The following is a 26,793-nucleotide window of genomic DNA, read 5'->3' as shown; positions in this document are numbered from 1 at the left end:
ATTCACCTGATCAAGCTCCACTGTAGGGACGGTCGTTGTTACCGATGCAAGATCACCTGCGCAATCTCCTGCAACCCCATCACCCGTTGCGCCGCATTGAGTTTGATCGCTTCCTTGGGCATGCCGAAGACCACGCAACTGGCTTCGTCCTGGGCCACGGTGGTGCTGCCGGCGTCGAGCATTTCCTTCAGGCCGCGGGCGCCGTCGTCGCCCATGCCGGTCATGATGATGCCGGTGGCGTTGCGGCCGGCGAATTTGGCCACGGAGCGGAACAGCACATCCACCGAAGGGCGGTGGCGGTTGACCAGTGGGCCATCCACCACCTGCACGTGATAGAACGCGCCGCTGCGGGTCACCATCATGTGTTTGCCGCCTGGTGCGATGAGTGCCAGGCCCGGGTGGATGCGGTCGTTGTTGCGGGCCTCGCGCACTTCGATCTGGCACAGGCTGTTCAGCCGGGCGGCGAACGAGGCGGTGAATTTTTCCGGCATGTGCTGGACGATGACGATGCCCGGGCACACTCGCGGCAGGGCGGTGAGCACCGCTTCCAGGGCCTGGGTACCACCGGTGGAGGTGCCCAGGGCGACGATGCGTTCGGTGGTCTGTGCCATGGCGTGGCCGTTGGCGGCGGGCAGCATGGCGTCAGCGGTGAGTTTGGTCGGGGGCGTCAGCGCGATCGGGGCGGGACGCTTGCCCAGGTTGCGCACGTTGACCTGGGCGGCGGCACGGATTGCCGACACCAGTTCCGGCGCCGACTCCAACAGAAAGTTCTTCAGGCCGGTGGTGGGCTTGGTGATGATTTCCACCGCGCCAGCGGCCATCGCCTGCAAGGTGGTTTCCGCGCCCCGGGGCGTCAGGGACGAGCAGATCACCACCGGAGTGGGGCGCTCGCTCATGATTTTTTTCAGGAACGTGATGCCGTCCATGCGCGGCATTTCCACGTCCAGCACGATCACGTCGGGCCATTCCTTGGCCAGTTTGTCCATGGCGAAAATCGGGTCGGACGCCGCGCCCATGACGTGGATGTCCGGTGTGTCGCTGAGTATCGCCAGCAACACCTGGCGAACCACCGCAGAGTCATCCACCAGCAGTACATTGATCTTTTTTGACATAGTCAGTGCCGGGTCCTTATAGGTTGGTGCCTGACCCATACATCGCCGCTGCAAAGGTCGAAGATGATGCTTCGGTGGCCGGTGCTACCCATGTCCTGGGCGATCAGGTCCAGGCGGTAGAGGGCAGCGATTTCCAGCGCCGCATTGACGTTCAACCGCGCCACATCGCCGTAGGGCACATGGCGTTGCAGTTCGGGGAACATCTCGCCGCCGCCGAACAGCTTGAGTTGATAGTCCTCGGGTTCGGTGTGATGGGCCCTGGCCTGGCGGATGAACAGTTCAATGGCTTCATCGGCGTACAGGCCGTTCAAGGCCTTGGAGCAACGCACCCGACTGGGCAGCATGAAGTGGCACATGCCGCCGATCTTGCGTTCGGGGTGCCACAGCGTGATCGCCACGCAAGAGCCGAGAATCGTGCGCAGGCGGGTCGGGCAAGTGGCAAAGCGAAACTCCCCCGGCGCCAGGTACACCTCGGCCACTGCCCTCATTGCGGTGTTCATGGCTTGCGATAAATCGAAGGGGCCACCAGTTTCAACGCATCGGACACACCGTTGAGACTCTCCGAGTGGCTGACGATGAAATACCCGCCGGGCTTGAGTCGGGGGATCAAGCGGGCGACCACTTTGCTTTTGGTGGGTTGGTCGAAATAGATCATGACGTTGCGCAGGAAGATCACATCGAACTCCCCCAGCTCCGGCAAGGTGTCGTTGAGGTTGACCTGGATGAAGTTGACCCGGTTGCGCAACGCCCGGTCGATGAGGAACGTGCCTTGCTGGCTACCGGTGCCCTTGAGGCAATATTTCACCAGCAGCGGCTGAGGCAGGGTGCGGGCGCGTTCCATCGGGTAATGCCCGGAGCGCGCCTTGGCCAGTACCTGGCTGCTGATGTCCGAACCGATCACTTCCCAAGGCGTGGTGCCCAGCCCTTCGGCCAGGGTCATGGCCAGGCTGTAGGGTTCTTCCCCGGAAGAGCTGGCCGCGCTCCACAGGCGGAAGGTCTTGCCCGGCGTGGCGTGGGGCAGTACGTGTTGGCGCAGGAAATCGAAATGTTTGGGCTCGCGGAAAAAGTAGGTCTCGTTGGTCGTCAGCAGGTCCAGCGCCACTTGTAACTCATCGGTGCGCTGGCCGTTCATGATCAGCTTGAAATACTCGCCATAACTGTCCAGCCCATAGTGCTTGAGGCGCTTGAACAAACGCCCAGCCACCAGGGCTTTCTTGGCCTCGGACAGGCTGATGCCGGCGGCCTGGTACAGCCAGGACTGGAACTGGCCGAACTCTCGGTCACTGAGCGCCAGCGCGTTCGCCGGGCGTTCCTTGCAGGTATCGGCGTTCACGGGGCATCCACTTCCAGCGCGTTCGGGCTGGCTTCGGCGAGTTGGGACATTTCGTCGATGGACAACACGCGGTCCACTTCCAGTACGATGACAAACTTGCCATCGACCTTGGCCATGCCACTGATGAAATCGGCCCGGATCTTCGCGCCGAAGCTCGGTGGCGGCTCGATCTGCGAGGCCGGGATTTCCAGCACCGCCGACACCGTGTCCACCAGCAGGCCAATGTCCTGGGCCTGGCCGTCGGCGCTGGACGCCTCGATGATCACCACGCACGAGCGCCGGCTGATCGCCGAATTCGGTCGACCGAAACGGGCCGAAAGGTCGACCACCGGCACGACGGCACCGCGCAGGTTGATCACCCCGCGCACGAACGTCGGCATCATCGGCACCACGGTCAGGTTGCCGTATTCGATGATTTCCTTGATGCACAGGATGCCGATGGCAAACATCTCCGTGCCGAGCATAAACGTCAGGTATTGCGCTTCTTCCTCGACTGCGATGGCGGTTTGACGTGTGGTCGCGATGGCGCCCATTGCTTTTTCTCCTTTAAGCAAGCCTGTGGAACCGGGCCATCAGAACCGGGTGAATTCCGATTCGTCCGGGGCACTGGCCATGTTGTAGGCAAACGCCTTGGGCATGATCGGTGCCGGTGTCCGCGTCGGTTTGCGGCCGGAGGAGCCTGGGGTGTTGTCGACCCTGGCAACTTGCACGGCAGACTTGGGCGGCGTGTCCAGGGTGAAGAAGCTCATGGCCTGTTGCAGCTGTTCGGCCTGGCTGCTCATTTCCTCGGCGGTGGCGGCCAGTTCTTCGCTGCTGGAGGCGTTTTGCTGGGTCACCTGGTTGAGCTGGGTCATGGCGGTGTTGATCTGCGCCACACCGGCGGCCTGTTCTTCGGAGGCGGCGCTGATTTCCTGCACCAGGTCCGAGGTCTTGTTGATCGAGGGGACCATCTCGTTGAGCAGGTTCCCGGCCTTCTCGGCCATATCGACGCTGCTGGACGACAGCTCGCCGATTTCCTGGGCGGCCACCTGGCTGCGTTCGGCCAGCTTGCGCACTTCGGCGGCGACCACCGCGAAGCCTTTGCCGTGCTCACCGGCGCGGGCGGCTTCGATGGCAGCGTTGAGCGCCAGCAGGTTGGTCTGGTAGGCGATGTCGTCGATGATGCTGATCCGCTGGGCGATTTTCTTCATCGCCACCACGGTCTGCTGCACCGATTCGCCGCCGTCGGTGGCTTCCTTGGCGGCCTTGCTGGCCATGCCGTCGGTGACCTTGGCGTTCTCGGTGTTCTGGTTGATGCTGGCGCTCATCTGCTCGATGGAGGCGCTGGTTTCCTCGACGCTGGCTGCCTGTTCACTGGTGGCCTGGCTCATCGATTGCGCGGTGGCGCTGACTTCTTCGGAAGCACTGGCCAGGTTGTCCGCAGCGTTACGCACTTCGCCAATGATGTGCGAGAGCTTGCCGATCATGTTCTGCATGGCGTTGAGCACCATGCCGGTTTCGTCTTTGGAGCCGCCGTCGATTTTTGCGTTCAGGTTGCCTTCGGCCAATTGCTCGGCGACGGTCGCGGCCTGTTTCAAGGGGCGCGAGATGATGCGCGAGATGAACAGCGCCAGGCCCAGGCCCACCAGCAGGGCGGCAATCAGCACGACGATGATCGACAGGCGCGATTTTTCAAACAGCGCTGCGCCATGCTCGCTGGCGGCGCCAGCGCCCGCGTCATTGAGTTCCACCAGTTTTTGCAGGTCGTTGACCACCAGATCGAATTGACGCTTGGATTGGCCCTTGAGCAGTGCATGGGCTTGCTCGGTCAGGTTTTGCCGAGACAGTGCAAGCAGGTCTTTGCTGACTGCGAGGTAAGCGACCCAGTCATTGCGGGTGGTTTCGAACAGCTGGCGATCTTCCGCGCTGGAGAGCAGTTTTTCATAGGTCGCCATGCGGGTTTCAAACCCCTTCCTGGCGTCTTCCGCTTCTTGTTCGACAGTGAGGCGTTCCTGTTCGGAATCGGCGGTAATGTGGCGGTTTTCCTTGAGGCGATAGTTTGCCGCGTAGAAACGCATGCCCGAGGCCGCACGCATGGACGGCATCCAGTTTTCCCTGATATCGACGGTGGTGCTGTTCACCTCGCCCAGTTGGATGATCGCGAACACTCCCATGACGGCGGTCAGGGCCAGCACCACAAGAAATGAAGTGATCAGTTTGGTGGCGATTCTAAGATCGTAGAACCATTTCATTGGGAAGTACCTCTCCATGGAATTGCTAAAGCGTCAGCGAGCGTTGGCTTGTTGTAATTGAGTCGGGGTGTAGCGGTTTTCCACTTGGGCGATCTGGGTGAGCAGCGCCGGTACGTCGAGAATCAACGCTACCGCGCCGCTGCCCAGGATGGTCGAGCCACTGATGCCGCGAAGGGCACCAAACAGCTTGCCCAGCGGCTTGATCACGGTCTGGAATTCACCCAGCAAGTCATCCACCACCAGCCCGGCCTTGAGTTCGGCGTAGCGCACCACCACCACGTTCTGCCGGCGAGCGGGCGGGCCTTCGTGGCTGAAGTGATCGCGCAGGTAGACCAGGGGCAGCACCTCGCCGCGCAGGTCGAGATAGCCCTGTTCGCGGCTGGCGACCCCATCGTTCTCGCTCAGCTCGATGCATTCCTGGACCATGTCCAGCGGAATGACATAGGTTGACTGACCGATGCCCACCAGAAATCCATTGATGATCGCCAGGGTCAGCGGCAGGCGGATACGCACCACGGTGCCCTTGCCGGGCTGGCTGTCGAGGTCGACGGTGCCGCGCAGCAGGGTGATGTTGCGCTTGACCACGTCCATGCCCACGCCACGCCCCGAAAGGTTGGTCACGGCCTGGGCGGTGGAAAAACCGGGTTCGAAAATCAGGTTGTAGATCTCCTGGTCGGTCGGGCTCGCGCCGGGGGCGACCAGGCCGCGCTCCTGGGCTTTTTCCAGGATCCGGTCACGGTTCAGGCCGGCGCCGTCGTCGGCGATTTCCAGCACGATGCTGCCCGAGTCGTGATAGGCGTTGAGGTGCAGGTGCCCCTTGGCCGGTTTGCCCGCCGCCAGCCGGGCCTCGGCGGTTTCAATGCCGTGGTCCATGGCGTTGCGCAGCAGGTGCATGAGCGGGTCGCCGATTTTTTCCACCACGGTCTTGTCCAGTTCGGTCTCCGCGCCGCTGATGATCAGGTCGATGTCCTTGCCCAGCTCCTGGCTGACATCGCGCACCACCCGACGGAACCGGTTGAAGGTTTCGCCGATGGGGATCATGCGCAGGCGCAGGGCGCCATCGAGGATTTCTTCCACCAGTCCGGAGACTGACGAGGTGGCCTCCTGCAACGGATCGTTCTGGCAGGTGCGGGCCAACAGGCTGGCACCGGCGCTGGCGATGACCAGTTCGCCCACCAGGTTGATCAGTTCATCGAGCTTGTCGGCATTGACCCGCACATAGGTGCCGTCCTTGGCCTTGCTGTCGCTGCTTACCGCTTGTTTGTCGGTGGCGATCTGGGCGGGCATGCGTGGCGTCTTGCGCTGGTCGGACAGCAACTCGCCGGTGGCGACCAATGCGGTGGTTTCCTCGGCCGGTTCCGGCGACGTCGTGACCAGGCCGGTGTTGGCCTGGGGCGCGATGTCGTCGTCCTGGGCAACGATCTCGATCTCGCAGTCTTCCCGGACGAAATCGAACACTTCATTGATCGCGCCGTGGCCGGCGGCCGAGCGAAACTCGATGTCGAAGCCCAGGTAGCAGGACTCGGCGTCCCAGGCATCGGCGGCGGGCAGGGCGTCGGTCAAGGCGGTGATGTCGACGATTTCACCCAGGGTTTGCAGGTAGCGCAGGAACGACAGAGGGTCCATGCCGTTGCGGAACACGTCCTGGCCGAAACGCAGGGAGATGTGCCAGAGGCGCGTTTCGCCGGGTTCACGGGTTTCGGTGTCCTGGGCAGGCGTTGGGGCCGTGGCCGGCAAGGGGGCCTGGTACTCCTGCAGGATCTGGCACAGTTCCACTTCCCGTTGCAGGGCCGGTGGCGGTAGCGCTCCGCCCTGGTTGGCGGCCACGTTGATCAGCTCGAGCATGTGATCGCTGGACTTGAGCAGTACCGCGATCAGGCCGGCGTCCACTTCGACGCTGCCGTTGCGCAGGCGATCGAGCACGTCTTCGACGATGTGGGTGAAGCTGACGATCGGTTCCAGGCCGAACAGCCCGGCCGAGCCCTTGATCGTGTGCGCCGCCCGGAAGATCGCGCCGATGGCGTCATCGTCGCCGGGGTCGGTTTCCAGTTGCAGCAGCGACTCTTCCATCGCTTGCAACTGTTCCCGTGCCTCGACGATGAACGTCTGTTGTGCCTGATCGAGATTGATGCTCACGCTCATATCCTTTGTCGTGTCCGACGTATTGCAGCAGCCCTAGGCAACCAGGTTGCACAGGGCAAGTGTTTCCATGACGGCCTTGCTCTGGCCGGTCAATGTCAGTTGGGTGCCGGCCTTGGCGGCCTCGCGCTGTACCATCAGCAGCAGTTGCAGGCCGGCGCCGTCCATCTCGGTGATCTGCGACAGATCAAGGGCCATCCGCGGTGTTGCGCCCAACTGCGGCAACCATTGCGCGGCCAGGTCGGCGGCGGTGTAGATCGTCAGCTCGCCGTCGATGTGCACCTGGGCGGTGTCATCCTGTGTTTCGTAGTGCAACGACATGGGCGCCTCCGCTCATCAAGGAAGAATCAGCTTGGATACCGCCGCCAGCATCTGCGCCGGCTGGAACGGCTTGACCACCCAGGCCTTGGCTCCGGCGGCCTGGCCTTCCTGTTTCTTCGATTCCTGGGATTCGGTGGTGAGCATGATGATTGGCGTGAACTTGTAGCTGGCCAGCTTCTTGACCTCCTTGACGAAGGTGATGCCGTCCATGTTGGGCATGTTCACGTCACTGATGATCAGGTGCACTTTCTGGCCATTGAGTTTGCCCAGGGCATCCTTGCCATCGCTGGCTTCGATCACGTCATAGCCGGCACTTTTCAACGCGATGCCGACCACCTGCCGAACGCTCGCGGAGTCGTCGACAACCAATACACTTTTAGCCATGAACGGCGCTCCTAAAAGAAGGTGATTTCCTGTGAAGTCTGTTGCGCGGCCGAGTCGCCGTGGTGATTGCGGCGTTGCTCGTCGGTGGCGTAAGTGGTTTCCATGCGCGCCAGCCATTGGCGAGCGTCGATGGAAACGGCCTGTTCGGGCGACTGACTGGCCTGCTGCATGTGCACATGCAGGTCCTCGATGTTGTCGCGCACGTGGCTGAGGATCTGGCTGACCCGATCCTGGAATTGCAGGCTGACCAGCACCTCGGTGAGTTCATCGCGGATGCCGAAGCTCTCCCGCTGCAGCATGTCGGCCGAGTCGGCCAAGTTGCCGGTGACACTCTTGAAGCGCTCCAGCACCTGCTGGATGCTTTGCTCGGAGGCACTGACCGAATGGCTGTCCTGGTCCGCGCCGCTGGACGCGGCATGCACCAGTTGGGTGATGGCGGTGTTGATGATGTCGACCTTGGCCGACATCTGCTGGCCGGTCTCGCTGGACTTGCTCGAGAGGCTGCGCACGGCGTCGGCCACCACGGCAAAGCCACGCCCGGCCTCGCCGGCACGGGCGGCTTCGATGGCGGCGTTGAGGGCCAGCAGGTTGGTCTGCGCGGCAATCGCCGCGACATCGGCGGCCATGGTCCGCAGTTCCCCGGTATAGGCCGTCAGGTTGCGTACCTGGGCCAGGGTTTCATCGCGGCTGGCCTGGGTGGCCTTCAGCGAATCGATGACCTTGACCAGTTCACTTTCGCTCTGGGCCAGCACCTGCACGGCACCGCCACTGCTGCTGGCCAACTCACCGGCGGCCAGTTGCGAAGCTTGCACGGTCTCTTCCAGGCGCGAAGAAATGCCGGTGAAGCGGCTGGTCAGCGAGACGATTGCGGTTTCGGTCTGCTGCCGGGAGCTTTCGACCTGCTTGGCCCAGATCGGCATGGCGCCGAGAATGACTTCGTTGAGTTGCTCGCTGGCTTTATGGGCCAGATGCTCGCTGGCTTGCAGGTCGTTGCGGGCCATGGCGGCGGCGATGGCGCTGTCGAACTGCTGACGTTGCGAACGCGCACCCCATACGCCAGCACCGACACCAACGGCCAGGAGGGCAACAGCCAGGATGATGTTTTGTACACTTGGACCATTGAGCAGTAAGACGCCAACGGCAGCAACGAAAGCGACGAGCACTGTGTTCCAGAGGATGCGAGGTGGTTGGGCGAAGGAATGACCGTGTGGGTACGACGTCATGGTTCGGTCCTTGAACAGAGTTTCTAACAGGTTATTTGCGAATAACTGGTTATCTGCGACCTCTACTCGGACTTTAAGACCGGCTGTCCGATACCGGTATTGCATAGGCATTGGCCTACACAGTACGTGGCACTGTGCTATTTCAGGTTAGACGCTGTCTGGGAAATGTCGAATGCACCCGACGAAGGAATGAGCCACCTGGCAAGGGAGATGGCGCATGGGCTTTTGTGGCGAGGGAGCTTGCTCCCGCTGGAGCGCGAAGCGGTCCCAAACTTGGCGGGTGCGGTTGGCCTGATAGATTGCGTGTTTAGGTTTTGGGACTGCTGCGCAGCCTGGCGGGAGCAAGCTCCCTCGCCACGAAAAACGGACATCTTCCGAAACAGAATCCATGGATTGCGCTAAATTACCCCGCATTGGATTTCGAACCTGCCATCAGAGCCCCCATGCCCACCCAGCCCCTCTGGAAAACCTACCTCCTGTTCCTGGCCCCTATGGTCTTGTCCAATTTCCTGCAGTCCATGTCTGGCACGTTCAACAGCATCTACATCGGCCAGATGCTCGGTACCCAGGCCTTGGCGGCGGTGTCGGGCATGTTTCCCATCGTGTTTTTCTTTATCGCATTGGTGATTGGCCTCGGCGCGGGGGCGGGGGTGTTGATCGGGCAGGCCTACGGCGCCGGCGAAACCGGGACGGTGAAGGCGATTGCCGGTTCGACCTTGTTGCTGGGGGCGATCATCGGCCTGGCGGCGGCGGTGCTTGGCAGTGTCTTTGCGCGTCAGGCGTTGCAGGGGCTCGGCACGCCGGCTGATGTGCTGGAGGATGCCGTTTCCTATGCCCGGGTCATGCTGTGGATCCTGCCGATGTTGCTGGTATTTGTGCTGTTTACCCAGCTGCTGCGCGGGGTGAGCGATACGGTGTCACCGATGTTGGCGCTGCTGACCTCCACCAGTGTCGGGCTGCTGCTCACGCCGGCGTTGATTCGTGGCTGGTTGGGGTTGCCGCAGATGGGCATCCAGAGCGCGGCGCTGGCGGGGTTGGTGGGGACGGCCTCGGCCATGGCCATGCTGGCGTGGCGCCTGAACCGTCGCGAGCATGCCCTGGCGCCGGACCGGGCGTTGTTCGCGGCGATGCGCCTGGACATGGAGATCCTTGGCAAAGTGCTGCGCATAGGCTTGCCCACAGGGTTGCAGATGGTGGTGATCTCGTTGTCCGAGTTGGTCATCCTGACGCTGGTCAATAGCCATGGCTCCCAGGCCACGGCGGCCTACGGCGCGGTGACGCAGATCGTCAACTACGTGCAGTTTCCGGCGCTGTCGATCGCCATCACCGCTTCGATCCTCGGCGCCCAGGCCATCGGTGCCGGACGCCTGGAGCGCCTGGGGCCGATCCTGCGCACGGGGTTGTTGATCAACCTCTGGCTTACGGGCGGGTTGGTGGTCCTGGGGTATCTGTTGTCCCACTGGCTGCTGGGGCTGTTCATCACCGACCCGGCGGCACGGGTCCAGGCCGAACACCTGCTGCACATCATGCTCTGGAGCCTGCTGGTGTTCGGCTTCCAGGCGATCGTCGGCGGCATCATGCGCGCCAGCGGCACGGTGCTGGTGCCAGTCGCTATCTCGATCTTCTGTATCGTCGTCGTGCAGGTGCCGGCGGCGTATCTGCTGGACGCTCACTTCGGCCTGCAAGGGGTGTGGATGGCGTTCCCGGTGGCCTACTTGAGCATGCTGCTGTTGCAGACGCTGTACTACAAGCAGGTGTGGCAGCATCAGCCGATCGAGCGGTTGGTGTAACCAACCCACCATTTAATCCTGTGGCCATCACCCGCCACGCCGCCACCGAGGATCCGATGCCTGCCAGTCTCCCCACCCACATTGCCTACCGCGCTTTCCTGTTCGACATGGACGGCACACTGCTCAATTCCATTGCCGCCGCCGAGCGGATCTGGACGCGCTGGGCCCTGCGCCACGGCGTGGACGTGGCGACATTCCTGCCGACGATCCATGGCGTGCGCGCCATCGATACCATTACCCGCCAGCACCTGCCGGGGGTGGATGCTCAGGCCGAGGCCGAGCAGATTACCCGCGAGGAAATCGAAGACGTCGAAGGCGTGGTGCAGGTGCCCGGTGCGCAGGCCTTTGTGAACAGCCTGCCGCCAGAGCGCTGGGCGATCGTCACTTCGGCACCGATGGCACTGGCCTTGCGGCGTATGGAAGCGGCCGGGATCCCACGCCCTGCAGTGATGGTCACGGCCGAGGACGTGAGCGACGGCAAGCCCAACCCCGCCTGCTACCGCTTGGCTGCCGAACGCTTGCAGGTGGCACCGCAGGAATGCCTGGTGTTTGAAGACGCCGAGGCGGGCATTCGGGCTGGCGAGGCGGCGGGGGCGGATGTGCTGGTGGTGACGGCGACGCATACGCACCCGGTGGTCACCCTTCATCCGCAGATCAAGGATTACCTTGGGCTAGGCATTGAGGTGGATGAGGCCGGCCTGATGCGACTGCCTTCGATTCTATGACCGCCGCAGAACACCTGTGGAAGCGAGCTTGCTCGCGATAGCGGAGGTTCAGCTTGCATCAGTGCTGAATGTACCGGCGCCATCGCGAGCAGGCTCGCTCCCACATTGGATCTGTGGTCTTCGGGTAGGTCAGGTCACCACGCGATAGCACGGCACATACGCCGCGCCGCCTGGCAGTTTCATGCGGTGCTGGGCGACGAAGGCCTGGAGCAGGCGGTCGAGGGGTTCCATGATGGCGGCGTCGCCGTGGATCTCGTAAGGGCCGTGTTCTTCGATCAGGCGGATGCCCTTGTCCTTGACGTTACCGGCCACGATGCCCGAGAACGCCCGGCGCAGGTTGGCCGCCAGTTCGTGGGCGGGCAGGTCGCGGCTCAGGCCCAGGCTGGCCATGTTGGCGTGGGTCGGGTCGAACGGGCGCTGGAAGCCTTCGTCGATCTTCAGCAGCCAGTTGAAGTGGAAGGCGTCGTTGCGCTCGCGGCGGAACTGCTTGACCTCCTTGAGCCCCTGGGTCATCTGCCGCGCCACTTCGGCCGGGTCGTCGATGATGATCTGATAGTGCTTCTGCGCGGCCTCACCCAGGGTTGCACCGACAAATGCATGCAACTGATCGAGGTACGGCGCGGCGCTTTTCGGTCCGGTGAGCACCACCGGGAACGGCAGGTCCTGGTTGGCCGGGTGCATCAGGATACCCAGCAGGTAGAGGAACTCTTCCGCCGTACCAGCGCCACCCGGGAAGATGATGATGCCGTGACCGACACGTACGAAAGCCTCGAGGCGCTTCTCGATGTCCGGCAGGATCACCAGCTCATTGACGATCGGGTTCGGCGCCTCGGCGGCGATGATGCCCGGCTCCGTCAGGCCCAGGTAGCGACCGCCATGGATACGCTGCTTGGCATGGGCAATGGTGGCGCCTTTCATCGGGCCTTTCATCACGCCAGGGCCGCAGCCGGTGCAGATATCCAGGCTGCGCAGGCCCAGCTCGTGGCCGACCTTCTTGGTGTATTTGTATTCTTCGGTGTTGATCGAGTGACCGCCCCAGCACACGACGATTTTCGGCTCCACGCCAGGACGCAAGGTGCGGGCGTTGCGCAGCAGGTGGAAGACGTAGTCGCTGATGCCCTGGGACGAGCTGAGGTCGATGCGCTGGCTGTCCAGCTCGTTCTCGGTGTAGACGATGTCGCGCAGGGCGCTGAACAGCATTTCCCGGGTGCTGGCGATCATTTCGCCGTCGACGAACGCGTCGGCCGGTGCGTTCAGCAGCTCCAGGCGCACGCCCCGGTCCTGCTGGTGAATACGGATCTCGAAGTCCTTGTAGGCTTCCAGGATGGTCTTGGCGTTATCAACATGGGCGCCGGTGTTGAGGATGGCCAGGGCGCACTGGCGGAAGAGGGTATAGATACTGCCGGAACCGGCTTCGCTCAGTTGCTGGACTTCGCGCTGGGACAAGGTCTCCAGGCTGCCTTTGGGGCTTACCGAGGCGTTGATTACATGTCTTTGATTCATTCAGCTTTCCTTGAAAACGATGCCATGCACACAACGACGGCATCTTGAAAAAAACGTCCACGCAGAAAGATCGCACGATCCTTGCGCTATCGCCATGGACTTCGATCCGGACCCGGCGAGTCGGTTGCGATACAAAATGAGCTCCAGCATAGCTAAATCGACCGGGCAGGCGATAATGCGTGACTCTTTTGATGCCGTACAAGGAAATTGCACCGCGATGTTCGAGATCAAACCGTGGGATAGCGACACCTATCGCAAGCAGACTCGCCGCAGCACCCTGATCATCGCGGTGGTGTTCCTGGCCCTGGCGATGTTGCTGTCCAGCCTGGCCGTGCTGCTGCTGGGCACGCCCGGAGGCGATAACTTTCGTTTCAATCTCGGCGGGGTGCTTGTCGCGGTGCTGGCTATGGCTGCGCTGATGCGCCTGTATTTCTGGTCGCAGCCATGGATGGCCGCCGCCGTGTACGGCTGGCAACTCAAGCGCAGCCTGATGAAAATCACCAACGTGATGCACCAGGTGACCGCTGGCGTGCAAGCCCAGGATCCCACCGCTATGAAGCTGCTGCGTTTCTATCACCTGGGGCTGGCCCAGATGCATCAGCTGGACGCCAACTCCAGCGCCCAGGGCTCCCTGGCGCGAGAGGCCGACGCGCACCTGGCGAAGATGCAGGCGCTGGGCCTGGACACCGAACAGTCGCGCCTGGAGGCGAGCTGGATCGAGACGGTGAAGCAGGCCTATCGCGCAGGTTGAGCGGTCAGAGGGTGCCGATGCGGTCGAGCTCGGCTTTCAGGGCCTGGGCATCGAGCTGGTCGAAGGGCAGGGCAAAAAAGGCCCGGCAGCGGGTTTCGATACGATCCAGGGTGGCATGGAAGGCCTGGCCGATCTGATCATCGCTGCCTCTGACGGTCGATGGATCGACCAGGCCCCAGTGGGCCTTGATGGCCGGACCGAAGTACACCGGGCAAGCATCGCGAGCGGCGCTGTCGCACACGGTGATGACGATGTCCGGCGGGCTGCCCTCGAACGCGTCGTTACCCTTGCTGCGCAAGCCTTTTACGCTGATACCGGCTTCTTGCAAGGTGCTCAGGCTGCGCGGGAGCACGTGGCCCTTGGGGAAACTGCCGGCGCTGACGGCCTGGAATCCGGCCGGGGCCAGATGGTTGAACATCGCTTCGCTGAGAATGCTGCGGCAACTGTTGGCTGTGCACATGAAGAGGACTTTCATCGATCGGCTCCGATAAGCGCAAGGTTGGGCTGCGCCGGAGTATATGCGGACAATCGAATATATGGAATTTCGTATTTGTAGCGAGAGCGAGAGCGGATAGCGCCGGGGCGCAATACGTCTGCGCCCCAACGATTTGCGTGGTTACGATTTTCTGCCGCCGCCTTGGCTGCGTTCGCTACCTTTGTTACCGGCTCCAGTGCCTTTTTGCCGGTCGTTAGCAACGTTGCCGCCCGACGCTTGTCCGCCTTTCTTGCCGGCTTCCGATGCTTTTTCACGATCATTGGCGAAGTTGCCTGGGTTTTTGTTTCCGCTACTGGCCATTTCGAGAATCCTCATTTTGGTTGAGCGAGCAACGTGCCTCGCATTAGTTGGGAAAGAAAATGGCCGGGGGAAGTTTAAAAAAAACCGCTTGCTGGCGACGAATGGTCTGCCGCCAGCCTTCACTTCTAATCCTCGCCACCGCTGACTTTCCAATGCTTGGCATCCGGCGGGAACACCACTTGCTCGACCCGATGGGCAATGCCGAAAGCCAGGGAGTTCTCCGCTGGAATCACCCGTTCCTCGGCACACAGGCATTTGAAGATATCCAGCTGCGTCGCCGCGCCAGCGGTTTCCTTGACGTAGATTTCCACGTAGCGCGCCACGTCGTTGTCCAGGCTGGACAGGTACTCGCGCAAGCGAGAGTGGTCCACCGACTTCTGGCCGAAGTACCAGTTCATCGGATGAATCAGGAAACGCGAGTGCGGGGTGGTGGTGCGGTCGCTGGCGGCCAGGTACATGACGATGCCCATCGACTCGATGTTGCCGGCGTTCACCGCACGTACCGGTACCGGCAGGGACTTGATGAAGGTGTAGAGGGTGAAACCGAAGTTGGTGCTGCCACCGACTGTGGAGAGATTGAGCATCAGCGAGTCGGCGCCTTTCTCAATGGCCTCCAGGCAGTTATCGCGAAAGCGTTCCGTGGTTCCCTGATCGATCTGGCAATGAAAATGGACAATGTGTTCGGACATCTGAAACTCCTGTCGACTTCACCCTTTGCAAGTGCCTGCGGATCGGCTGTGCCGTACAGTTGGGAGTCCAGCGGTCTGCGGATGTTCCTCATCCATGGCTGGCTGCCGGTGAGCGCATCAAGCCGGTTGCTGCTGTTCGCATTTCTGGGCGGCTTGCGTCATGCGCTGCAGAAATAACGTAAGCCCGGCTTCTTCTTCGCTGAGGCCTTTACGTGCCCGGGGTTTGGGCAACTGGGTCAGGGCACCGAGCAGGAAACTCTCCACCACCGCAGGATGAATGTAGCACTTGCGACAGACGGTCGGCGTGTTGCCCAGTTGTCGGGCGACTTGCCTGACCATCTCGGCGACATGCTTTTTCGCCTCGCTTTCGGTTTCCCAGCGCAGCGTCCGCAACCCGGCCAGGGCGGCTGCGCTGCCGGCCCAGGTGCGGTAGTCCTTGGCGGTGAAGTCAGCGCCAGTGAGGGTCTTGAGGTAGGCGTTGATGTCCGAAGAACTGATGGCGTGGCGTTCGCCGTGTTCGTCCAGGTACTGGAACAGGTTCTGCCCGGGGATCTCCTGGCAGCGCTTGATGATCCGTGCCAGGCGCCGGTCCTTCACGGTGATCTGGTGCTCGATGCCGCTCTTGCCACGGAACTGGAAGGCGATGGCGCTGCCGTTGACCTCGACATGCTTGTTGCGCAGGGTCGTCAGGCCATAGGAGCGATTGTCCCGGGCGTATTGGCTGTTGCCGACGCGGATCAGGGTCGTGTCCAGCAGGGTGACGACCGTGGCCATGACTTTGTCGCGGCTGAACCCGGGCGTGGCGAGGATTTGCTCCAGGCGTTTGCGCAAGCGCGGCAGGGCCCGTCCGAATTCCAGCATCCGCGAATACTTGTCCGCATCACGGACCTCACGCCAGCGCGCATGGTAACGGTACTGCTTGCGTCCACGGGCATCGCGCCCGGTGGCCTGGAGATGGCCGCGCGGGTCGGTGCAGATCCAGACATCGGTATAGGCCGGTGGCACCGCCAGGGCATTGATGCGCTGGATCTCGGCTGCGTCAGTGATGCGCTGGCCTTGCGGGTCGAAATAACAGAACTTGCCACGCAATTTCTTGCGGGTGATGCCGGGGGCGGTATCGTCGACGTAATGCAGGTCGGCCGGCAATGCATCCGGCGGCAGGGTGTCGGGCATGAAGAAAGTCCTTGGCAGCGAATCCGGTGGCCATGTGATCGATTGACCGCAGCCCGTTGCGGTCGTGCCAAGATTCTGCGGTTACCCGCAATCCCTGGGAGCGAGCTTGCTCGCGATAGCGGTGAATCAGCTTGCATCAATGTTGGATGCGTCGTCATCGCGAGCAAGCTCGCACACAAGGTGGACTACGCCAACACCGCCACCGCCTTGATCTGCGCCCACAACACCAGCCCTGGTTGCAGCTTGAGCTGATCCCGGGAATAGCGGGTGATGCGCGCCAGCAGCGGGGTGCCGGCGGCTTCCAGGCGGACCAGCACATGGGCGGTGTTGTCGGCGGCCTGTTCGCTGACCACGGTGACCGGCAGGCGATTGAGGATGCTGGTCTGGGCATCGTTCGCCAGGCTGAGGCTGACGTCCCGGGCCTGGACCTTGAAGCGCAGCGGCTGGCCGAGGGCCAGGGACGTGTGGGCCACGCGTACGTTCAGTTGGCTATCGGGCAGATTCAGGGTCAGCAGTTGATAAGCCGGGTCATAACCGCTGACCTTGCCCTCGATCACCACGCCGGCGTCGTCCCCCAGGGCCAATGGCAGGTCGAGCCGGGCCAGGGTTTCGCCGATCGGCCCACTGGCCAGCGCGCGGCCGCCGTCGAGCAGCACGATGTGATCGGCCAGGCGTGCCACTTCGTCCTGGGAATGGCTGACATACAGCACCGGAATGTCCAGCTCATCGTGGAGCCGTTGCAGGTACGGCAGGATTTCGTTTTTGCGCCGGGTATCGAGGGCCGCCAGCGGCTCATCCATCAGCAGCAGTTGCGGGCTGGTGAGCAAGGCGCGGGCGATGCCCACCCGCTGGCGCTCGCCGCCGGACAGGTTGTGCGGCTGCCGATCGAGCAAGTGCCCGATGCCCAGCAGTTCGGTCGCCTGTTGCATGTCCACCCGCCGTTGTGCCGGCGCGATGCGCTTGAGGCCGAACGCCAGGTTGGCCTGCACCGACAGATGGGCGAACAGGCTCGCCTCCTGGAACACATACCCCACCGGCCGTTTATGGGGCGGCATGAACACCGCGTGCTCACTGTCTTGCCAGACTTGGCCGTTGACCTCGATAAAACCCCGGGCCGGTCGCTCCAACCCGGCAATGCAGCGCAGGCAGGTGGTTTTACCGGAACCGGAAGGCCCATACAGTGCGGTCACGCCACGGCCGGGCAGTTGCACATCCAGGTCCAGGGAAAAAGCCCCGTGGTCGAGCTGAAAACGCGCCTGAATCATCGATCAGCTCCAACCGGCACGGGTTCGGCGGCTGGAATACAGCGCCAGCAGCACCAGGAATGAAAACACCAGCATCGCTGCGGCCAGCCAGTGGGCCTGGGCGTATTCCAAGGCTTCGACATGGTCGTAGATCTGCACCGACACCACCCGGGTTTTCTCCGGAATGTTGCCGCCGATCATCAGCACCACGCCGAATTCGCCGACGGTGTGGGCAAAGCCGAGAATCGCCGCGGTGATGAAGCCGGGGCGGGCCAGGGGCAGGATGACGCTGAAAAACGTATCCCAAGGCCCGGCTCGCAGGGTAGCGGCGACTTCCAAGGGGCGACTGCCGATGGCGGCAAAGGCGTTCTGCAACGGCTGCACCACAAACGGCATGGAGTAGATCACCGAGCCGATCACCAGCCCGGTGAAGCTGAAGGTGAGGGTGCCCAGCCCGAGGGCCTGGGTGAATTGGCCGATCCAGCCGTGCGGCCCCAACGCCAGCAACAGGTAGAAGCCGATCACCGTGGGTGGCAACACCAATGGCAATGCCACCACCGCGCCCACCGGCCCGCGCAGCCACGAGCGGGTGCGCGACAGCCATAAAGCGATGGGCGTGCCGATGAGCAGCAGGATCACCGTGGTCAAGGACGCCAGTTTGAGGGTCAGCCAGATGGCGGCATAGTCGGCGCTGGTCAGGGGCATTTTAGCGTTGGTAACCGTAGGCTTGGACGATGGCGGCGGCTTTCGGGCCCTTGAGGTAATCCACCAAAGCCGCGGCAGCGGGGTTGTCCCGGCCCTTGCTGAGAATCACCGCGTCCTGTTTGATCGGGTCGTGCAGTTCGGCCGGGACGATCCACGCCGAGCCGCCCGTCACTCTGCCGTCCTTGTACACGTGGGACAAGGCGACGAAACCGAGTTCGGCGTTACCGGTGGAGACGAACTGATAGGCCTGGGTGATGTTCTGGCCTTCGACGAGCTTGCCTTTCACCTGCGCGGTCAAGCCGAGCTTGTCCAGCACCTGGGTCGCGGCGAGGCCGTAGGGTGCTGCTTTCGGGTTGGCAATGGACAGGTGCTGGAAGTCGTTGTGCTTGAGGACCTGCCCCGTGCCATCGACATAACCCTCTTTGGCTGACCACAGCGCCAGGGTGCCGACGGCGTAGGTGAAGCGCGAGCCCTTGACGGTGTCGCCCTCGCTCTCGAGTCTGGCCGGGGTGGTGTCGTCGGCGGCGAGGAAAACTTCGAATGGCGCGCCGTTCTTGATCTGCGTGTAGAACTGCCCGGTGGCGCCGTAAGCCGCCACCAATTTATGCCCGGTGTCTTTTTCGAAGTCGGCGGCGATGGCCTGGATCGGTGCGGTGAAATTGGCGGCGACCGCCACCTGCACCTCTGCGGCCTGGACGGCGCCAATAGTCAGGAACGGGATCAACAGCAACGGCGCGAAGCGGGTGAGGCGCATAGGTGAGGCTCCGAGGGCAGGTTCGCTATATACCGGAATATATAGCGAATGGCCGACAAACGGAACGTGGCATTTTGCCTGGGGAGCGAGGGAGCAAGCGATGACGGCTGTCAGGACCGCCCACGATTGTTGAATCGGGCCAATGCCTCTTCAGCCAACCGCCGGGTCAACTCGGCGCTCGACAGTTCGCGGCCCAGGGGAAACGCCTGGCCGGCCCACAGGTTGCTGAAGTCCGCTTCATCCTTGGCGCGCAGCGGCATCAACGCGCCGCCCGCCAGGGGAAAGGCCGGTGCGAGCGGGCTCATCGGGCCCACTTCGCGCATCACCCGGTTGACGATGCCTCGGGCCGGGCGCCCAGTGAACAGGTTGGTAACAGCGGTCTGGCTTTCCTTGGCCGTGCGCAACGCGCGGTGATGGGAAGCGCTGATCTTCGCCTCGGGGGTGAACAGATAGGCGCTGCCCAGTTGCACCGCCGAGGCGCCCAGGGCGAACGCCGCGACGATCCCCCGTGCATCGCCAATGCCGCCGGTGGCGATCACCGGCACCTTCACCGCATCCACCACCTGCGGCAGCAAGGCAAACAGCCCGACTTGGGTGTTGAGGTCGTCGCTGAGGAACATCCCGCGATGACCACCGGCTTCGTAACCCATGGCAATGATCGCATCGCAACCATGCTGTTCCAGCCAGATGGCCTCCTCGACGGTAGTGGCCGAGGAAAGGATTTTCGCGCCAGTGGCCTTCACCCGATCCAGCAAGGATTTTTCCGGCAGGCCGAAATGAAAACTGACCACTTTGGGACGCATCTCTTCCAACACCTGGCAGGCGGCATCATCGAAGGGTGTGCGGTTGGACACCGGGGTCGGCGCGTCGAAGTCGACGCCCAGTTCCTGGTAGTACGGCTTGAGCCGTTGCTTCCAGGCCGCGGCCCGCTGTTCGTCGAAGGCCGGGGGCTGGTGACAGAAAAAATTCACGTTGAACGGCTTGTCGGTTTGCTCGCCGATGGTCGTCAGCGCCTGGCGCAGTTGTTCGACATCGAGCATCGCCGCCGGCATCGAACCCAGCCCGCCGGCATTGCACGTCGCGACCACCATGGCCGGCCCGGTCACCCCGGCCAGCGGCCCCTGAATGATGGGCAGCTCGATACCGAGCAGGTCAAGAATGCGAGTGTCTGGCCACTGGCTCATGGGCGGGGTCTCCGACGGCAGAAGGAAACAGCGGTTTTAGCAGGTGTGGACCGGCGAGGGCCAGTCGAGTTTTTCAATCGAGCGCTGCAACTTGATCCCGACGGTGGGAGGGTTACCATGCGGGCTTCATACATCAAGGAGCCCGATCCATGGACGTGAAACTCAAGACCGTCGAACCCTTCACCGTGGCCGGCCTGCAGGTGCGCACCCGCAACACCGACGAGCAGCAGCCCGGCACCGCCCGAATCGGCCCGATGTGGCAGCAGTTCTTCAACGAAGGGCTGTTCGACACGATTCCGGCCCGGCAGTCGGAGTCGTTCGTCTACGGGGTGTATTCCAACTACGAGTCCGACGCCACCGGCCACTTCGATGTGACGGCCGGGGTGCAGGTGGATGCGACCAGCGCAGGCTATCCCGCCGTGGACATCGAGGGCGGCGACTACCTGGTGTTTTCGGCCAAGGGGCCGATGCCCGATTGCGTGATCCAGACCTGGGGCCTGATCTGGGCATACTTCGCGGATAACCCGCAGACATTGCGCCGTTTCACCACCGATTTCGAGGTCTACAGCGGCCCCGACTCGGTGGCGATCTACATCGGCATTCAATCCCCGGATGAGCGCTCCAGCGCCAGCAACTGACGCTTGCGTTCCACGCCCCAGCGATAGCCCGACAGGTTGCCGTCGCTGCGTACCACCCGATGGCAAGGGATCGCCACCGCCAGGCTGTTGGCGCCGCAGGCCTGGGCCACGGCGCGCACGGCCTTGGGCATGCCGATGCGCTGGGCGATCTCGGCATAGCTGGCGGTGCTGCCTGCGGGAATGTCCCGCAAGGCTTGCCAGACCCGCTCCTGGAAGGCAGTGCCGCGCAGGTCCAAGGGCAGGTCCAAGCCTAGGGCCGGTGCTTCGATGAAGCCAACCACCTGGGCGATCAACTGCTCGAACTCGCGGTCGGCGCCGATCAGGTTGGCCCGGCGGAACTTGTCTTGCAGGTCGCGCACCAACGCGTCCGGGTCGTCCCCCAGCAGGATCGCGCACACGCCACGCGCGCTTTGCGCCACCAGGATTGCCCCGAGGGAGCATTGGCCGACGGCGAAACGGATGTCGGTGTTCTGCCCGGCGGCGCGGTAGTCGGCGGGTTTCATGCCCAACACCTTGTCGGCAGCCTCATAAAAGCGGCTGTTGGAGTTGAAACCGGCGTCGTACAGCGCCTCGGTGATGCTGCCGCCATCGGCCAGGCGTTCGCGAACCTTGCGTGAGCGGTGGGCGGCGGCATAACCCTTGGGGGTCAGGCCGGTGACAGCCTTGAAGACCCGATGAAAATGGAACGGGCTCAAGCCCGCGCTTTCTGCCAGCTCATTCAGGCCAGGCAGTTGCTCGGCCGCCTCGATTTGCCGGCAAGCGGCGGCAACCCGTGCCGCTTGTTGGGCGGCGATCTGGGTCTGGTCCCGGGCTACGCGCTTGCTGGGCCGATAACCGGCGGCCTGGGCCTGTTCCGGCGTGTCGAAGAACTCGACGTTGCGCGGGTTGGGCAGGCGCGACAGGCTGCTGGGGTGGCAATAGATGCCAGTGGTTTTTACGCCATAGACGAAGGTGCCGTCGGCGCGTGGATCCCGGGCGAGCACGGCGGCCCAGCGCGGATCCAGTTCAGGGGCGAGATGATTCGAAGTGCTGTTCATGGTCGTTATGTCCATTGGCCCGTTTTGGCTACAGTAGCGAGCCTGGGGAGCGGCGACACTCCGGGTCTTGCGGTTGAATTCTGCACCTTCATCCGGCGGTGCGAAACGTCAGGTTGATGCGCTGGGCGCCCAGGCGCGGATGCTCTCCCGCCTTGAGCGGCAGCACGCCGTGGTAACGCAACCGGTCCACGCCGCCCCAGACCACGATGTCACCATGGAACAGTGGCACACGCAGGCTTTTGTCGCTGCGCTCGAACCCGCCGAACTGAAACATTGCCGGCAGGCCCAGGGACATCGAGACGATAGGGGCGCTGAGTTGGCGTTCGTTTTTATCTTGATGCAACGACATCCGTGCGCCGGGCACGTAGCGGTTGATCAGGCAGGAGTCCGGCTCGAAATGCTCGAACCGTGCCTGCCGGGCGGCGGCCTGGGCCAGTTCGCGAAACACCGCCGGCATGGCGGGCCAGGGGTGGCCGGTCTGAGGATCAACGGCGCTATAGCGATAGCCGCTGCGGTCGGTGGTCCAGCCCAGCGTGCCACAACTGCTCAAGGCCACCGACATGGTAAAGCCGCCAGGTGTGACCATCTGCCGGAACGGCGCGGCCTGCAACACGGTTTCCAGGGCCGGCAGCAAACGGTCGAGCCAGGGCAGGGCAAAGCCACGCAACACGAACGATTGCGGGCCAATCTGTTCGACCTGGCCGGGCGTTGTCGGCGTCTCGTCGGCGAACAGGTCCAGGGTGATCGGGTTGTCGTCATTGCGCATCATGAAAAATGATTCCCAAGGTGTGCCGCCTACCGTCGTGCACGCGGCTGACGCCATGGCGCATGTTCACTCGATAATAACCGCGAACGCCTTTGACGGGCCGCTGATGCACCGCGAACACCACTGCGTCACCCTGTTTCAGATCGATGACCTGCGGCCGCGACTGCATGCGCGGACGTTGTTCGGTCAGCACGAACTCGCCCCCGGTAAAGTCCTGGCCCGGTGCCGACAGCAGGATCGCGACCTGCAGCGGGAACACCTGCTCGCCGTACAGATCCTGGTGCAGGCAGTTGTAGTCCTGGGGGCCGTATTGCAGCAACAATGGCGTCGGGCGTTGCTGCCCGGCGGCATGGCAGCGCTGGATGAAATCGGCATGCCGGTCGGGATAGCGCACCTCTAGGCCCATGCACGCGTTCCAGCGGTTGGCCAGCGGTACCAGCAGCGGATACAACGACTGACGCAGTTGCTGGACGAGGTCAGGCAGCGGGTAACGAAAATACTGATACTCGCCGCGCCCGAATCCATGGCGGGCCATGATCACCCGCGAACGAAAAAGCCCGCTCTCTGCGTACAGACCACTGAGCATTCGACATTGCGTGGCGGGCAGCAGGTTGTGGATGAGCGCGCTGCCGTCCTGCTCGAGACTGTGTTCCAGGGCCGACCAATCCAGTTGATTTATTCGTTGGGTCAGTGAGGGCAGATGCGGGGGAGTGGGCATGATGACAATCCTTGGTGCAAAGGATTGGTCAGTCTGGAGGGTGTTTCGTTGGTCAGCACTCCGGTTCTTGCGATGCATCAATGTCCTGAGTCACTCCCGTCAGCAGGCACGACAAATCCCCTGTGGCGAGGGAGCTTGCTCCCGCTCGACTGCGCAGCAGTCGTAAAACCTGCCAGCGCGGTCTGCCTGCAAGAATGCACCAGGCAATTGGGGCGGCTTCGCCGCCCAGCGGGAGCAAGCTCCCTCGCCACAAAAGCATCGTGCCCGCCCTGGTGCCACAAACATTTATCAGGGTGAGTCTTTACAGCGCCTTGCTGACACTGACGTCGCTGATCACATCGTCGGTTTCGCCATGCAGCTTTTGCAACGCGGCTCGGGCTTCTTCCTCGGTGCCGGTTTCCAGTTGCGCGAATTCGAAGCGGCGTTCGTCGTTGAGCTTGTACTTGATGACGTATTTGGTCGTCTGGGCCACGGTTTTGCCTGTCTTGAAAGTGGGCGAGGCTCAGCTCAGCTTCGAGCTGGAACGCCGGATGATTTTGATCTTGTGGGTCAGGGTCGGCTTGCGCGTGACGCTGATTGCACGGCGGTTGACGGTGTCGATGGTGATGTTCCAGAAACCGGTGCTAGGGGCAGTGATCCGGGCCGGAAAGGTGTCGAACGCGCCGCCGTGATACGTGTGCCGGCCGCCGTTCTTGAAGCTACGGAAGTTGGCGTCGTTCATCAAACGAATGTTGCACATTTGGGAGCATTCGATGACGACGATGTCGTCTTCGTTCAGGTGCTCGCGCTGGTGGATGAATTTCATGGGCGCCTCCAGAAGGGCTTTTTCTACAAAATCAAAACGATAGCAAGGGGCAATGATGCGCAGTTTATCAGCCCCGAGTGTTAATATCCGGCCCGCGCTCCAGGCTTTGTTCATTTATTGCAGGTTGCGGGAAAAATAAAGCGGTGCGGCGCCGGAGAAAAACGGGGTCTGCACTGTCGGAGGATCTTTATCGGAGGAATCATATGAAGCGCAGCGTGTGGGTATTGGCATTGGCCATGAGTGGATGTGCATCGGTATCGGACATCAACCAGACGCCCCCCACCATGAGCGTCATCTCCGGAAAGAAACCTCACGAATATGCCAAGTGTGTTTCCGACAAACTGGCCAAAAGCCGTGGTCCGCTGCAAGTGGAGCCACACAAGAATGGTGTTCGACTGATCGTCCCGGGCAAGCTGTCGACCCTGCCGGCGGCGGTGTTCGACATTGACGAGCGCTCCAGCGGCAGCAGCATCAAGCTGCACGAAAGCATGTCCAATGTACCGGTGCGTCCGGGCGACGTGCAGGATGCGGCCAACGCCTGCATTTCCGGCTGATCACATTCCGCGCCTGACGAGCGGGCCGGGCATCGGATAAACTACTGCCCTCGACAAAAGATGCCGCCACGGTTCAGTTGGCGGCATTGTCATTTATGGAGCCAGTCGATGAAACGCGAGCAGGTGCGCGAGCGCCATGCAGAAGGTCTTATCTGTGCCACCCACGTGATTCAGAACCCGGCGAGCCCGGGCGAATGGATCGTGTTCTTCAAGAAAAGCGCCGGGCGCAGTTTTTTCCTGGTGGATGACCAGGACGAAGTCGAGTCCTTCAGCCGTCTTGATGAACTGATCGAAACCTTGCGCGGGCTGGGCATCAAGTTTGCCGAGATCCACATTTGATTACTTGCAGACCACCACGACACTGCGGCTGGTGAAGTTACCGACGTCGACGCCCAGGGTCTTCTCGCTTTCCTTGGCCTGGGGTGTGCCGTCGGTGCCGACAATGCGGTAGCCGGTGCCGGCACAGGACGCGTCAGCCTTTTCGTAGCACGTCGCCCAGGAGTTGGCCTCGCCCGAGCAGTCGATGGCCAAGCCTTGCTCGCCGTTATCGAGATAGGTTTTTTCGGCCGAGGCACAGCCCGCCAGGGCCAGGACTGTAAACAGTGCCAGAAGTGTCTTCATGGGATCGTCATCGAGAAGGGAAGGGCAACGGCGAGATTATAGCGAATGGCCATTGCGGTACAGCTAAAGTACAGCTGAACCAGCCTCGTTCAATGCCCGGGTGGCATCTACTAGAGGCTCGTCTGGTTATTTCTTGCGGCGGGGGCTGCGTGCGGGAGCGGTGTCGCGTTCTTTCGCCGCTGGGGCAGCGCGCTCATCCTGGAATACCGCGGCCACTTCCACCGCCATGGCCTTGCTGGGCAAGGGACCGGCGACCTGCTCGCCGTGGTAGTTGATAATCCACCACTGGCCGTCCTTGCCCTGGCTGACCGAATAGCCGTTTGCGTTTCTTGTTACCGACATCTAGCTGCCTCATTGGCGTGATCAAGGGCGCCATGATACGTCAAATGCTCGCAAACAGCGCCTACTGGCGTACAGTGGGTCCGCTGCAGCCATCGAAACGAAAGGCGATTGAACTATCCGCCGTTTTTTATTTCTCTATGATGGCACCGGTTGGCCAGTGCGGGCATTGTAAGGTGCCCGTCGCCTGATTAGACTGCGCCGAAACTCGTACACACCGCCTTTTCAAGGACTTATATGATCAAGAAATGCTTGTTCCCAGCAGCCGGTTACGGTACTCGCTTCCTGCCAGCGACTAAAGCCATGCCCAAAGAAATGCTGCCGGTGGTGAACAAGCCACTGATCCAGTACGGCGTCGAAGAAGCCCTCGATGCGGGCCTGACGGAAATTTCCATCGTCACCGGCCGCGGCAAACGCGCCCTGGAAGACCATTTCGACATCAGCTACGAGCTGGAAAACCAGATCAAGGGCACCGACAAGGAAAAATACCTGGTCGGTATCCGCAAACTGCTGGATGAGTGCTCGTTCTCCTACACCCGCCAGACTGAAATGAAAGGCCTGGGTCACGCGATCCTGACCGGCCGCCCACTGATCGGTGACGAACCGTTTGCCGTGGTCCTGGCGGACGACCTGTGCGTCAACCTCGAAGGCGACGGCGTACTGACGCAGATGGTCAAGCTGTACAAGCAGTTCCGCTGCTCCATCGTGGCGATCCAGGAAGTCGATCCGCAGGAAACCAACAAGTACGGCGTGATTGCCGGCGAAATGATCCGTGACGACATCTACCGCGTTCACAGCATGGTTGAAAAACCAAAACCTGAAGACGCACCGTCGAACCTGGCGATCATCGGTCGCTACATCCTGACCCCGGACATCTTCGACCTGATCGAACAGACCGAACCAGGCAAGGGCGGCGAAATCCAGATCACCGACGCCCTGATGAAACAGGCCCAGAACGGCTGCGTCATGGCCTACAAGTTCAAAGGCAAGCGTTTCGACTGCGGTGGCGCCGAAGGCTACATCGACGCGACCAACTTCTGCTTCGAGAACTTCTACAAGACCGGCAAGGCTTACTGATAGCCTGCGCCGCGCCTTGAAAAACGCCCCGACGGGGCGTTTTTTTTGTCTCCAAATCACAGGCGCTGAAGATCCCGTGGCGAGGGAGCTTGCTCCCGCTGGGCGCGAAGCGCCCCCTCTGGCCTCAAAGGTTGCCGACTATTTGCGGCTGCTTCGCAGCCGAGCGGGAGCAAGCTCCCTC

32 protein-coding genes are annotated in these 26,793 nt (G+C 62.2%); 7 read left to right on the top strand and 25 right to left on the bottom strand.

Annotated features, from left to right (window positions below):
- Positions 1–38: 38 nt before the first annotated feature.
- From V7773_RS22940 to V7773_RS22900, 9 genes are read right to left on the bottom strand one after another with little or no spacing between them, the layout of a single operon-like run.
- Positions 39–1,112, bottom strand: coding sequence for a protein-glutamate methylesterase/protein-glutamine glutaminase (locus V7773_RS22940; protein WP_336075315.1), 1,074 nt, complete (start codon positions 1,110–1,112; stop codon positions 39–41).
- A gap of 2 nt (positions 1,113–1,114) precedes the next feature.
- On the bottom strand, positions 1,115–1,612 hold the full coding sequence (gene cheD, locus V7773_RS22935; protein ID WP_063320598.1) for a chemoreceptor glutamine deamidase CheD: 498 nt from the start codon (positions 1,610–1,612) through the stop codon (positions 1,115–1,117).
- Entirely contained in the window at positions 1,609–2,445 is an 837-nt protein-coding gene (locus tag V7773_RS22930) for a CheR family methyltransferase (RefSeq protein WP_336075311.1), read from the bottom strand. The genes cheD and V7773_RS22930 overlap by 4 nt, the downstream gene beginning before the upstream one ends.
- Positions 2,442–2,978, bottom strand: a complete 537-nt coding sequence (locus V7773_RS22925) for a chemotaxis protein CheW (RefSeq protein ID WP_063320600.1) — start codon at positions 2,976–2,978, stop codon at positions 2,442–2,444. Before V7773_RS22925 ends, V7773_RS22930 begins: the two co-directional genes overlap by 4 nt.
- Before the next feature lie 39 nt (positions 2,979–3,017).
- Positions 3,018–4,676: a methyl-accepting chemotaxis protein gene (locus V7773_RS22920; RefSeq protein WP_092144657.1), complete on the bottom strand. Its 1,659-nt coding sequence runs from the start codon at positions 4,674–4,676 to the stop codon at positions 3,018–3,020.
- Positions 4,677–4,709: 33 nt separating this feature from the next.
- The gene (locus V7773_RS22915; protein WP_336075309.1) at positions 4,710–6,812 is read right to left on the bottom strand and encodes a chemotaxis protein CheA; all 2,103 of its coding nucleotides are present in this window, start codon (positions 6,810–6,812) and stop codon (positions 4,710–4,712) included.
- A gap of 39 nt (positions 6,813–6,851) precedes the next feature.
- Positions 6,852–7,136, bottom strand: coding sequence for an STAS domain-containing protein (locus V7773_RS22910; protein WP_063320602.1), 285 nt, complete (start codon positions 7,134–7,136; stop codon positions 6,852–6,854).
- 15 nt (positions 7,137–7,151) lie between these two features.
- A complete protein-coding gene (locus V7773_RS22905; protein WP_003203044.1) occupies positions 7,152–7,520 on the bottom strand; it encodes a response regulator in 369 nt (122 codons plus the stop codon).
- Positions 7,521–7,531: 11 nt separating this feature from the next.
- Positions 7,532–8,440, bottom strand: coding sequence for a methyl-accepting chemotaxis protein (locus V7773_RS22900; RefSeq protein ID WP_442963498.1), 909 nt, complete (start codon positions 8,438–8,440; stop codon positions 7,532–7,534).
- A gap of 746 nt (positions 8,441–9,186) precedes the next feature.
- Between V7773_RS22900 and V7773_RS22895 the strand changes: the two genes are divergently transcribed.
- Entirely contained in the window at positions 9,187–10,533 is a 1,347-nt protein-coding gene (locus tag V7773_RS22895; RefSeq protein WP_336075305.1) for an MATE family efflux transporter, read from the top strand.
- A gap of 56 nt (positions 10,534–10,589) precedes the next feature.
- Positions 10,590–11,258 (top strand): HAD family hydrolase, encoded by a 669-nt coding sequence (locus V7773_RS22890; RefSeq protein ID WP_336075303.1) that lies wholly within the window; start codon positions 10,590–10,592, stop codon positions 11,256–11,258.
- Between the two features lie 129 nt (positions 11,259–11,387).
- Here the strand turns inward: V7773_RS22890 and ppnN are convergent, their stop codons facing one another.
- On the bottom strand, positions 11,388–12,761 hold the full coding sequence (gene ppnN / locus V7773_RS22885; RefSeq protein WP_063320605.1) for a nucleotide 5'-monophosphate nucleosidase PpnN: 1,374 nt from the start codon (positions 12,759–12,761) through the stop codon (positions 11,388–11,390).
- Between the two features lie 217 nt (positions 12,762–12,978).
- Between ppnN and V7773_RS22880 the strand changes: the two genes are divergently transcribed.
- The gene (locus V7773_RS22880; RefSeq protein WP_336075300.1) at positions 12,979–13,512 is read left to right on the top strand and encodes a DUF3087 family protein; all 534 of its coding nucleotides are present in this window, start codon (positions 12,979–12,981) and stop codon (positions 13,510–13,512) included.
- 4 nt (positions 13,513–13,516) lie between these two features.
- Here the strand turns inward: V7773_RS22880 and V7773_RS22875 are convergent, their stop codons facing one another.
- From V7773_RS22875 to V7773_RS22840, 8 genes are all read right to left on the bottom strand, one after another.
- The gene (locus tag V7773_RS22875) at positions 13,517–13,987 is read right to left on the bottom strand and encodes an arsenate reductase ArsC (RefSeq protein ID WP_063320607.1); all 471 of its coding nucleotides are present in this window, start codon (positions 13,985–13,987) and stop codon (positions 13,517–13,519) included.
- 141 nt (positions 13,988–14,128) lie between these two features.
- Positions 14,129–14,308: a general stress protein gene (locus tag V7773_RS22870; RefSeq protein ID WP_003203031.1), complete on the bottom strand. Its 180-nt coding sequence runs from the start codon at positions 14,306–14,308 to the stop codon at positions 14,129–14,131.
- A 125-nt stretch (positions 14,309–14,433) separates the two neighbouring features.
- Positions 14,434–14,997 (bottom strand): ATP-dependent Clp protease proteolytic subunit, encoded by a 564-nt coding sequence (locus tag V7773_RS22865; protein WP_336075299.1) that lies wholly within the window; start codon positions 14,995–14,997, stop codon positions 14,434–14,436.
- 117 nt (positions 14,998–15,114) lie between these two features.
- On the bottom strand, positions 15,115–16,170 hold the full coding sequence (locus tag V7773_RS22860) for a DNA topoisomerase IB (protein ID WP_336075297.1): 1,056 nt from the start codon (positions 16,168–16,170) through the stop codon (positions 15,115–15,117).
- A gap of 185 nt (positions 16,171–16,355) precedes the next feature.
- A complete protein-coding gene (modC, locus tag V7773_RS22855; protein ID WP_336075295.1) occupies positions 16,356–17,435 on the bottom strand; it encodes a molybdenum ABC transporter ATP-binding protein in 1,080 nt (359 codons plus the stop codon).
- Between the two features lie 3 nt (positions 17,436–17,438).
- Entirely contained in the window at positions 17,439–18,119 is a 681-nt protein-coding gene (gene modB, locus V7773_RS22850; protein WP_063320611.1) for a molybdate ABC transporter permease subunit, read from the bottom strand.
- 1 nt (position 18,120) lies between these two features.
- Positions 18,121–18,873, bottom strand: a complete 753-nt coding sequence (modA, locus tag V7773_RS22845) for a molybdate ABC transporter substrate-binding protein (protein ID WP_336075292.1) — start codon at positions 18,871–18,873, stop codon at positions 18,121–18,123.
- A gap of 110 nt (positions 18,874–18,983) precedes the next feature.
- Positions 18,984–20,057, bottom strand: a complete 1,074-nt coding sequence (locus tag V7773_RS22840) for an NAD(P)H-dependent flavin oxidoreductase (RefSeq protein ID WP_063320613.1) — start codon at positions 20,055–20,057, stop codon at positions 18,984–18,986.
- A gap of 149 nt (positions 20,058–20,206) precedes the next feature.
- Here V7773_RS22840 and V7773_RS22835 point away from each other — a divergent pair, with 149 nt between their 5' ends.
- Positions 20,207–20,695, top strand: a complete 489-nt coding sequence (locus V7773_RS22835) for a GyrI-like domain-containing protein (protein WP_063320614.1) — start codon at positions 20,207–20,209, stop codon at positions 20,693–20,695.
- Here V7773_RS22835 and ada read toward each other — a convergent pair.
- The 5 genes from ada to V7773_RS22810 all read right to left on the bottom strand — a co-directional run bounded on the left by ada (position 20,659) and on the right by V7773_RS22810 (position 24,021).
- Positions 20,659–21,732 carry a bifunctional DNA-binding transcriptional regulator/O6-methylguanine-DNA methyltransferase Ada gene (ada, locus tag V7773_RS22830; RefSeq protein WP_336075289.1) on the bottom strand — a complete coding sequence of 358 codons (1,074 nt, stop codon included), beginning with the start codon at positions 21,730–21,732 and terminating at the stop codon, positions 20,659–20,661. The two genes, V7773_RS22835 and ada, sit on opposite strands and share 37 nt — an antisense overlap.
- Before the next feature lie 88 nt (positions 21,733–21,820).
- Positions 21,821–22,501: a DNA oxidative demethylase AlkB gene (alkB, locus tag V7773_RS22825; protein WP_371914897.1), complete on the bottom strand. Its 681-nt coding sequence runs from the start codon at positions 22,499–22,501 to the stop codon at positions 21,821–21,823.
- Positions 22,488–23,216 carry a 2OG-Fe(II) oxygenase gene (locus tag V7773_RS22820; protein WP_092346274.1) on the bottom strand — a complete coding sequence of 243 codons (729 nt, stop codon included), beginning with the start codon at positions 23,214–23,216 and terminating at the stop codon, positions 22,488–22,490. Before V7773_RS22820 ends, alkB begins: the two co-directional genes overlap by 14 nt.
- A gap of 301 nt (positions 23,217–23,517) precedes the next feature.
- Positions 23,518–23,688: a hypothetical protein gene (locus V7773_RS22815; RefSeq protein WP_092144672.1), complete on the bottom strand. Its 171-nt coding sequence runs from the start codon at positions 23,686–23,688 to the stop codon at positions 23,518–23,520.
- 30 nt (positions 23,689–23,718) lie between these two features.
- On the bottom strand, positions 23,719–24,021 hold the full coding sequence (locus tag V7773_RS22810) for a DUF1883 domain-containing protein (RefSeq protein ID WP_003182962.1): 303 nt from the start codon (positions 24,019–24,021) through the stop codon (positions 23,719–23,721).
- A gap of 203 nt (positions 24,022–24,224) precedes the next feature.
- Between V7773_RS22810 and V7773_RS22805 the strand changes: the two genes are divergently transcribed.
- Positions 24,225–24,575, top strand: a complete 351-nt coding sequence (locus V7773_RS22805; protein WP_003203007.1) for a hypothetical protein — start codon at positions 24,225–24,227, stop codon at positions 24,573–24,575.
- Positions 24,576–24,683: 108 nt separating this feature from the next.
- Positions 24,684–24,914, top strand: a complete 231-nt coding sequence (locus V7773_RS22800; RefSeq protein ID WP_072348699.1) for a hypothetical protein — start codon at positions 24,684–24,686, stop codon at positions 24,912–24,914.
- Here V7773_RS22800 and V7773_RS22795 read toward each other — a convergent pair whose 3' ends face one another.
- Together V7773_RS22795 and V7773_RS22790 are read right to left on the bottom strand one after the other, a co-directional pair.
- Positions 24,915–25,196 (bottom strand): hypothetical protein, encoded by a 282-nt coding sequence (locus tag V7773_RS22795; RefSeq protein WP_063320618.1) that lies wholly within the window; start codon positions 25,194–25,196, stop codon positions 24,915–24,917. It lies immediately after the preceding gene.
- 126 nt (positions 25,197–25,322) lie between these two features.
- Positions 25,323–25,538, bottom strand: a complete 216-nt coding sequence (locus V7773_RS22790) for a hypothetical protein (protein WP_063320619.1) — start codon at positions 25,536–25,538, stop codon at positions 25,323–25,325.
- Positions 25,539–25,772: 234 nt separating this feature from the next.
- On the opposite strand from V7773_RS22790, the gene galU reads away from it, so the two are divergent.
- A complete protein-coding gene (galU, locus tag V7773_RS22785; protein WP_003182953.1) occupies positions 25,773–26,612 on the top strand; it encodes a UTP--glucose-1-phosphate uridylyltransferase GalU in 840 nt (279 codons plus the stop codon).
- The last annotated feature ends 181 nt before the right edge of the window (positions 26,613–26,793 follow it).

Source organism: Pseudomonas sp. 3JA, from assembly GCF_036961705.1.
GTDB lineage: Bacteria > Pseudomonadota > Gammaproteobacteria > Pseudomonadales > Pseudomonadaceae > Aquipseudomonas > Aquipseudomonas fluorescens_Q.
The sequence above is the reverse complement of the archived record's forward strand: the minus strand, read 5'-3'. Positions and strand labels throughout refer to the sequence as shown.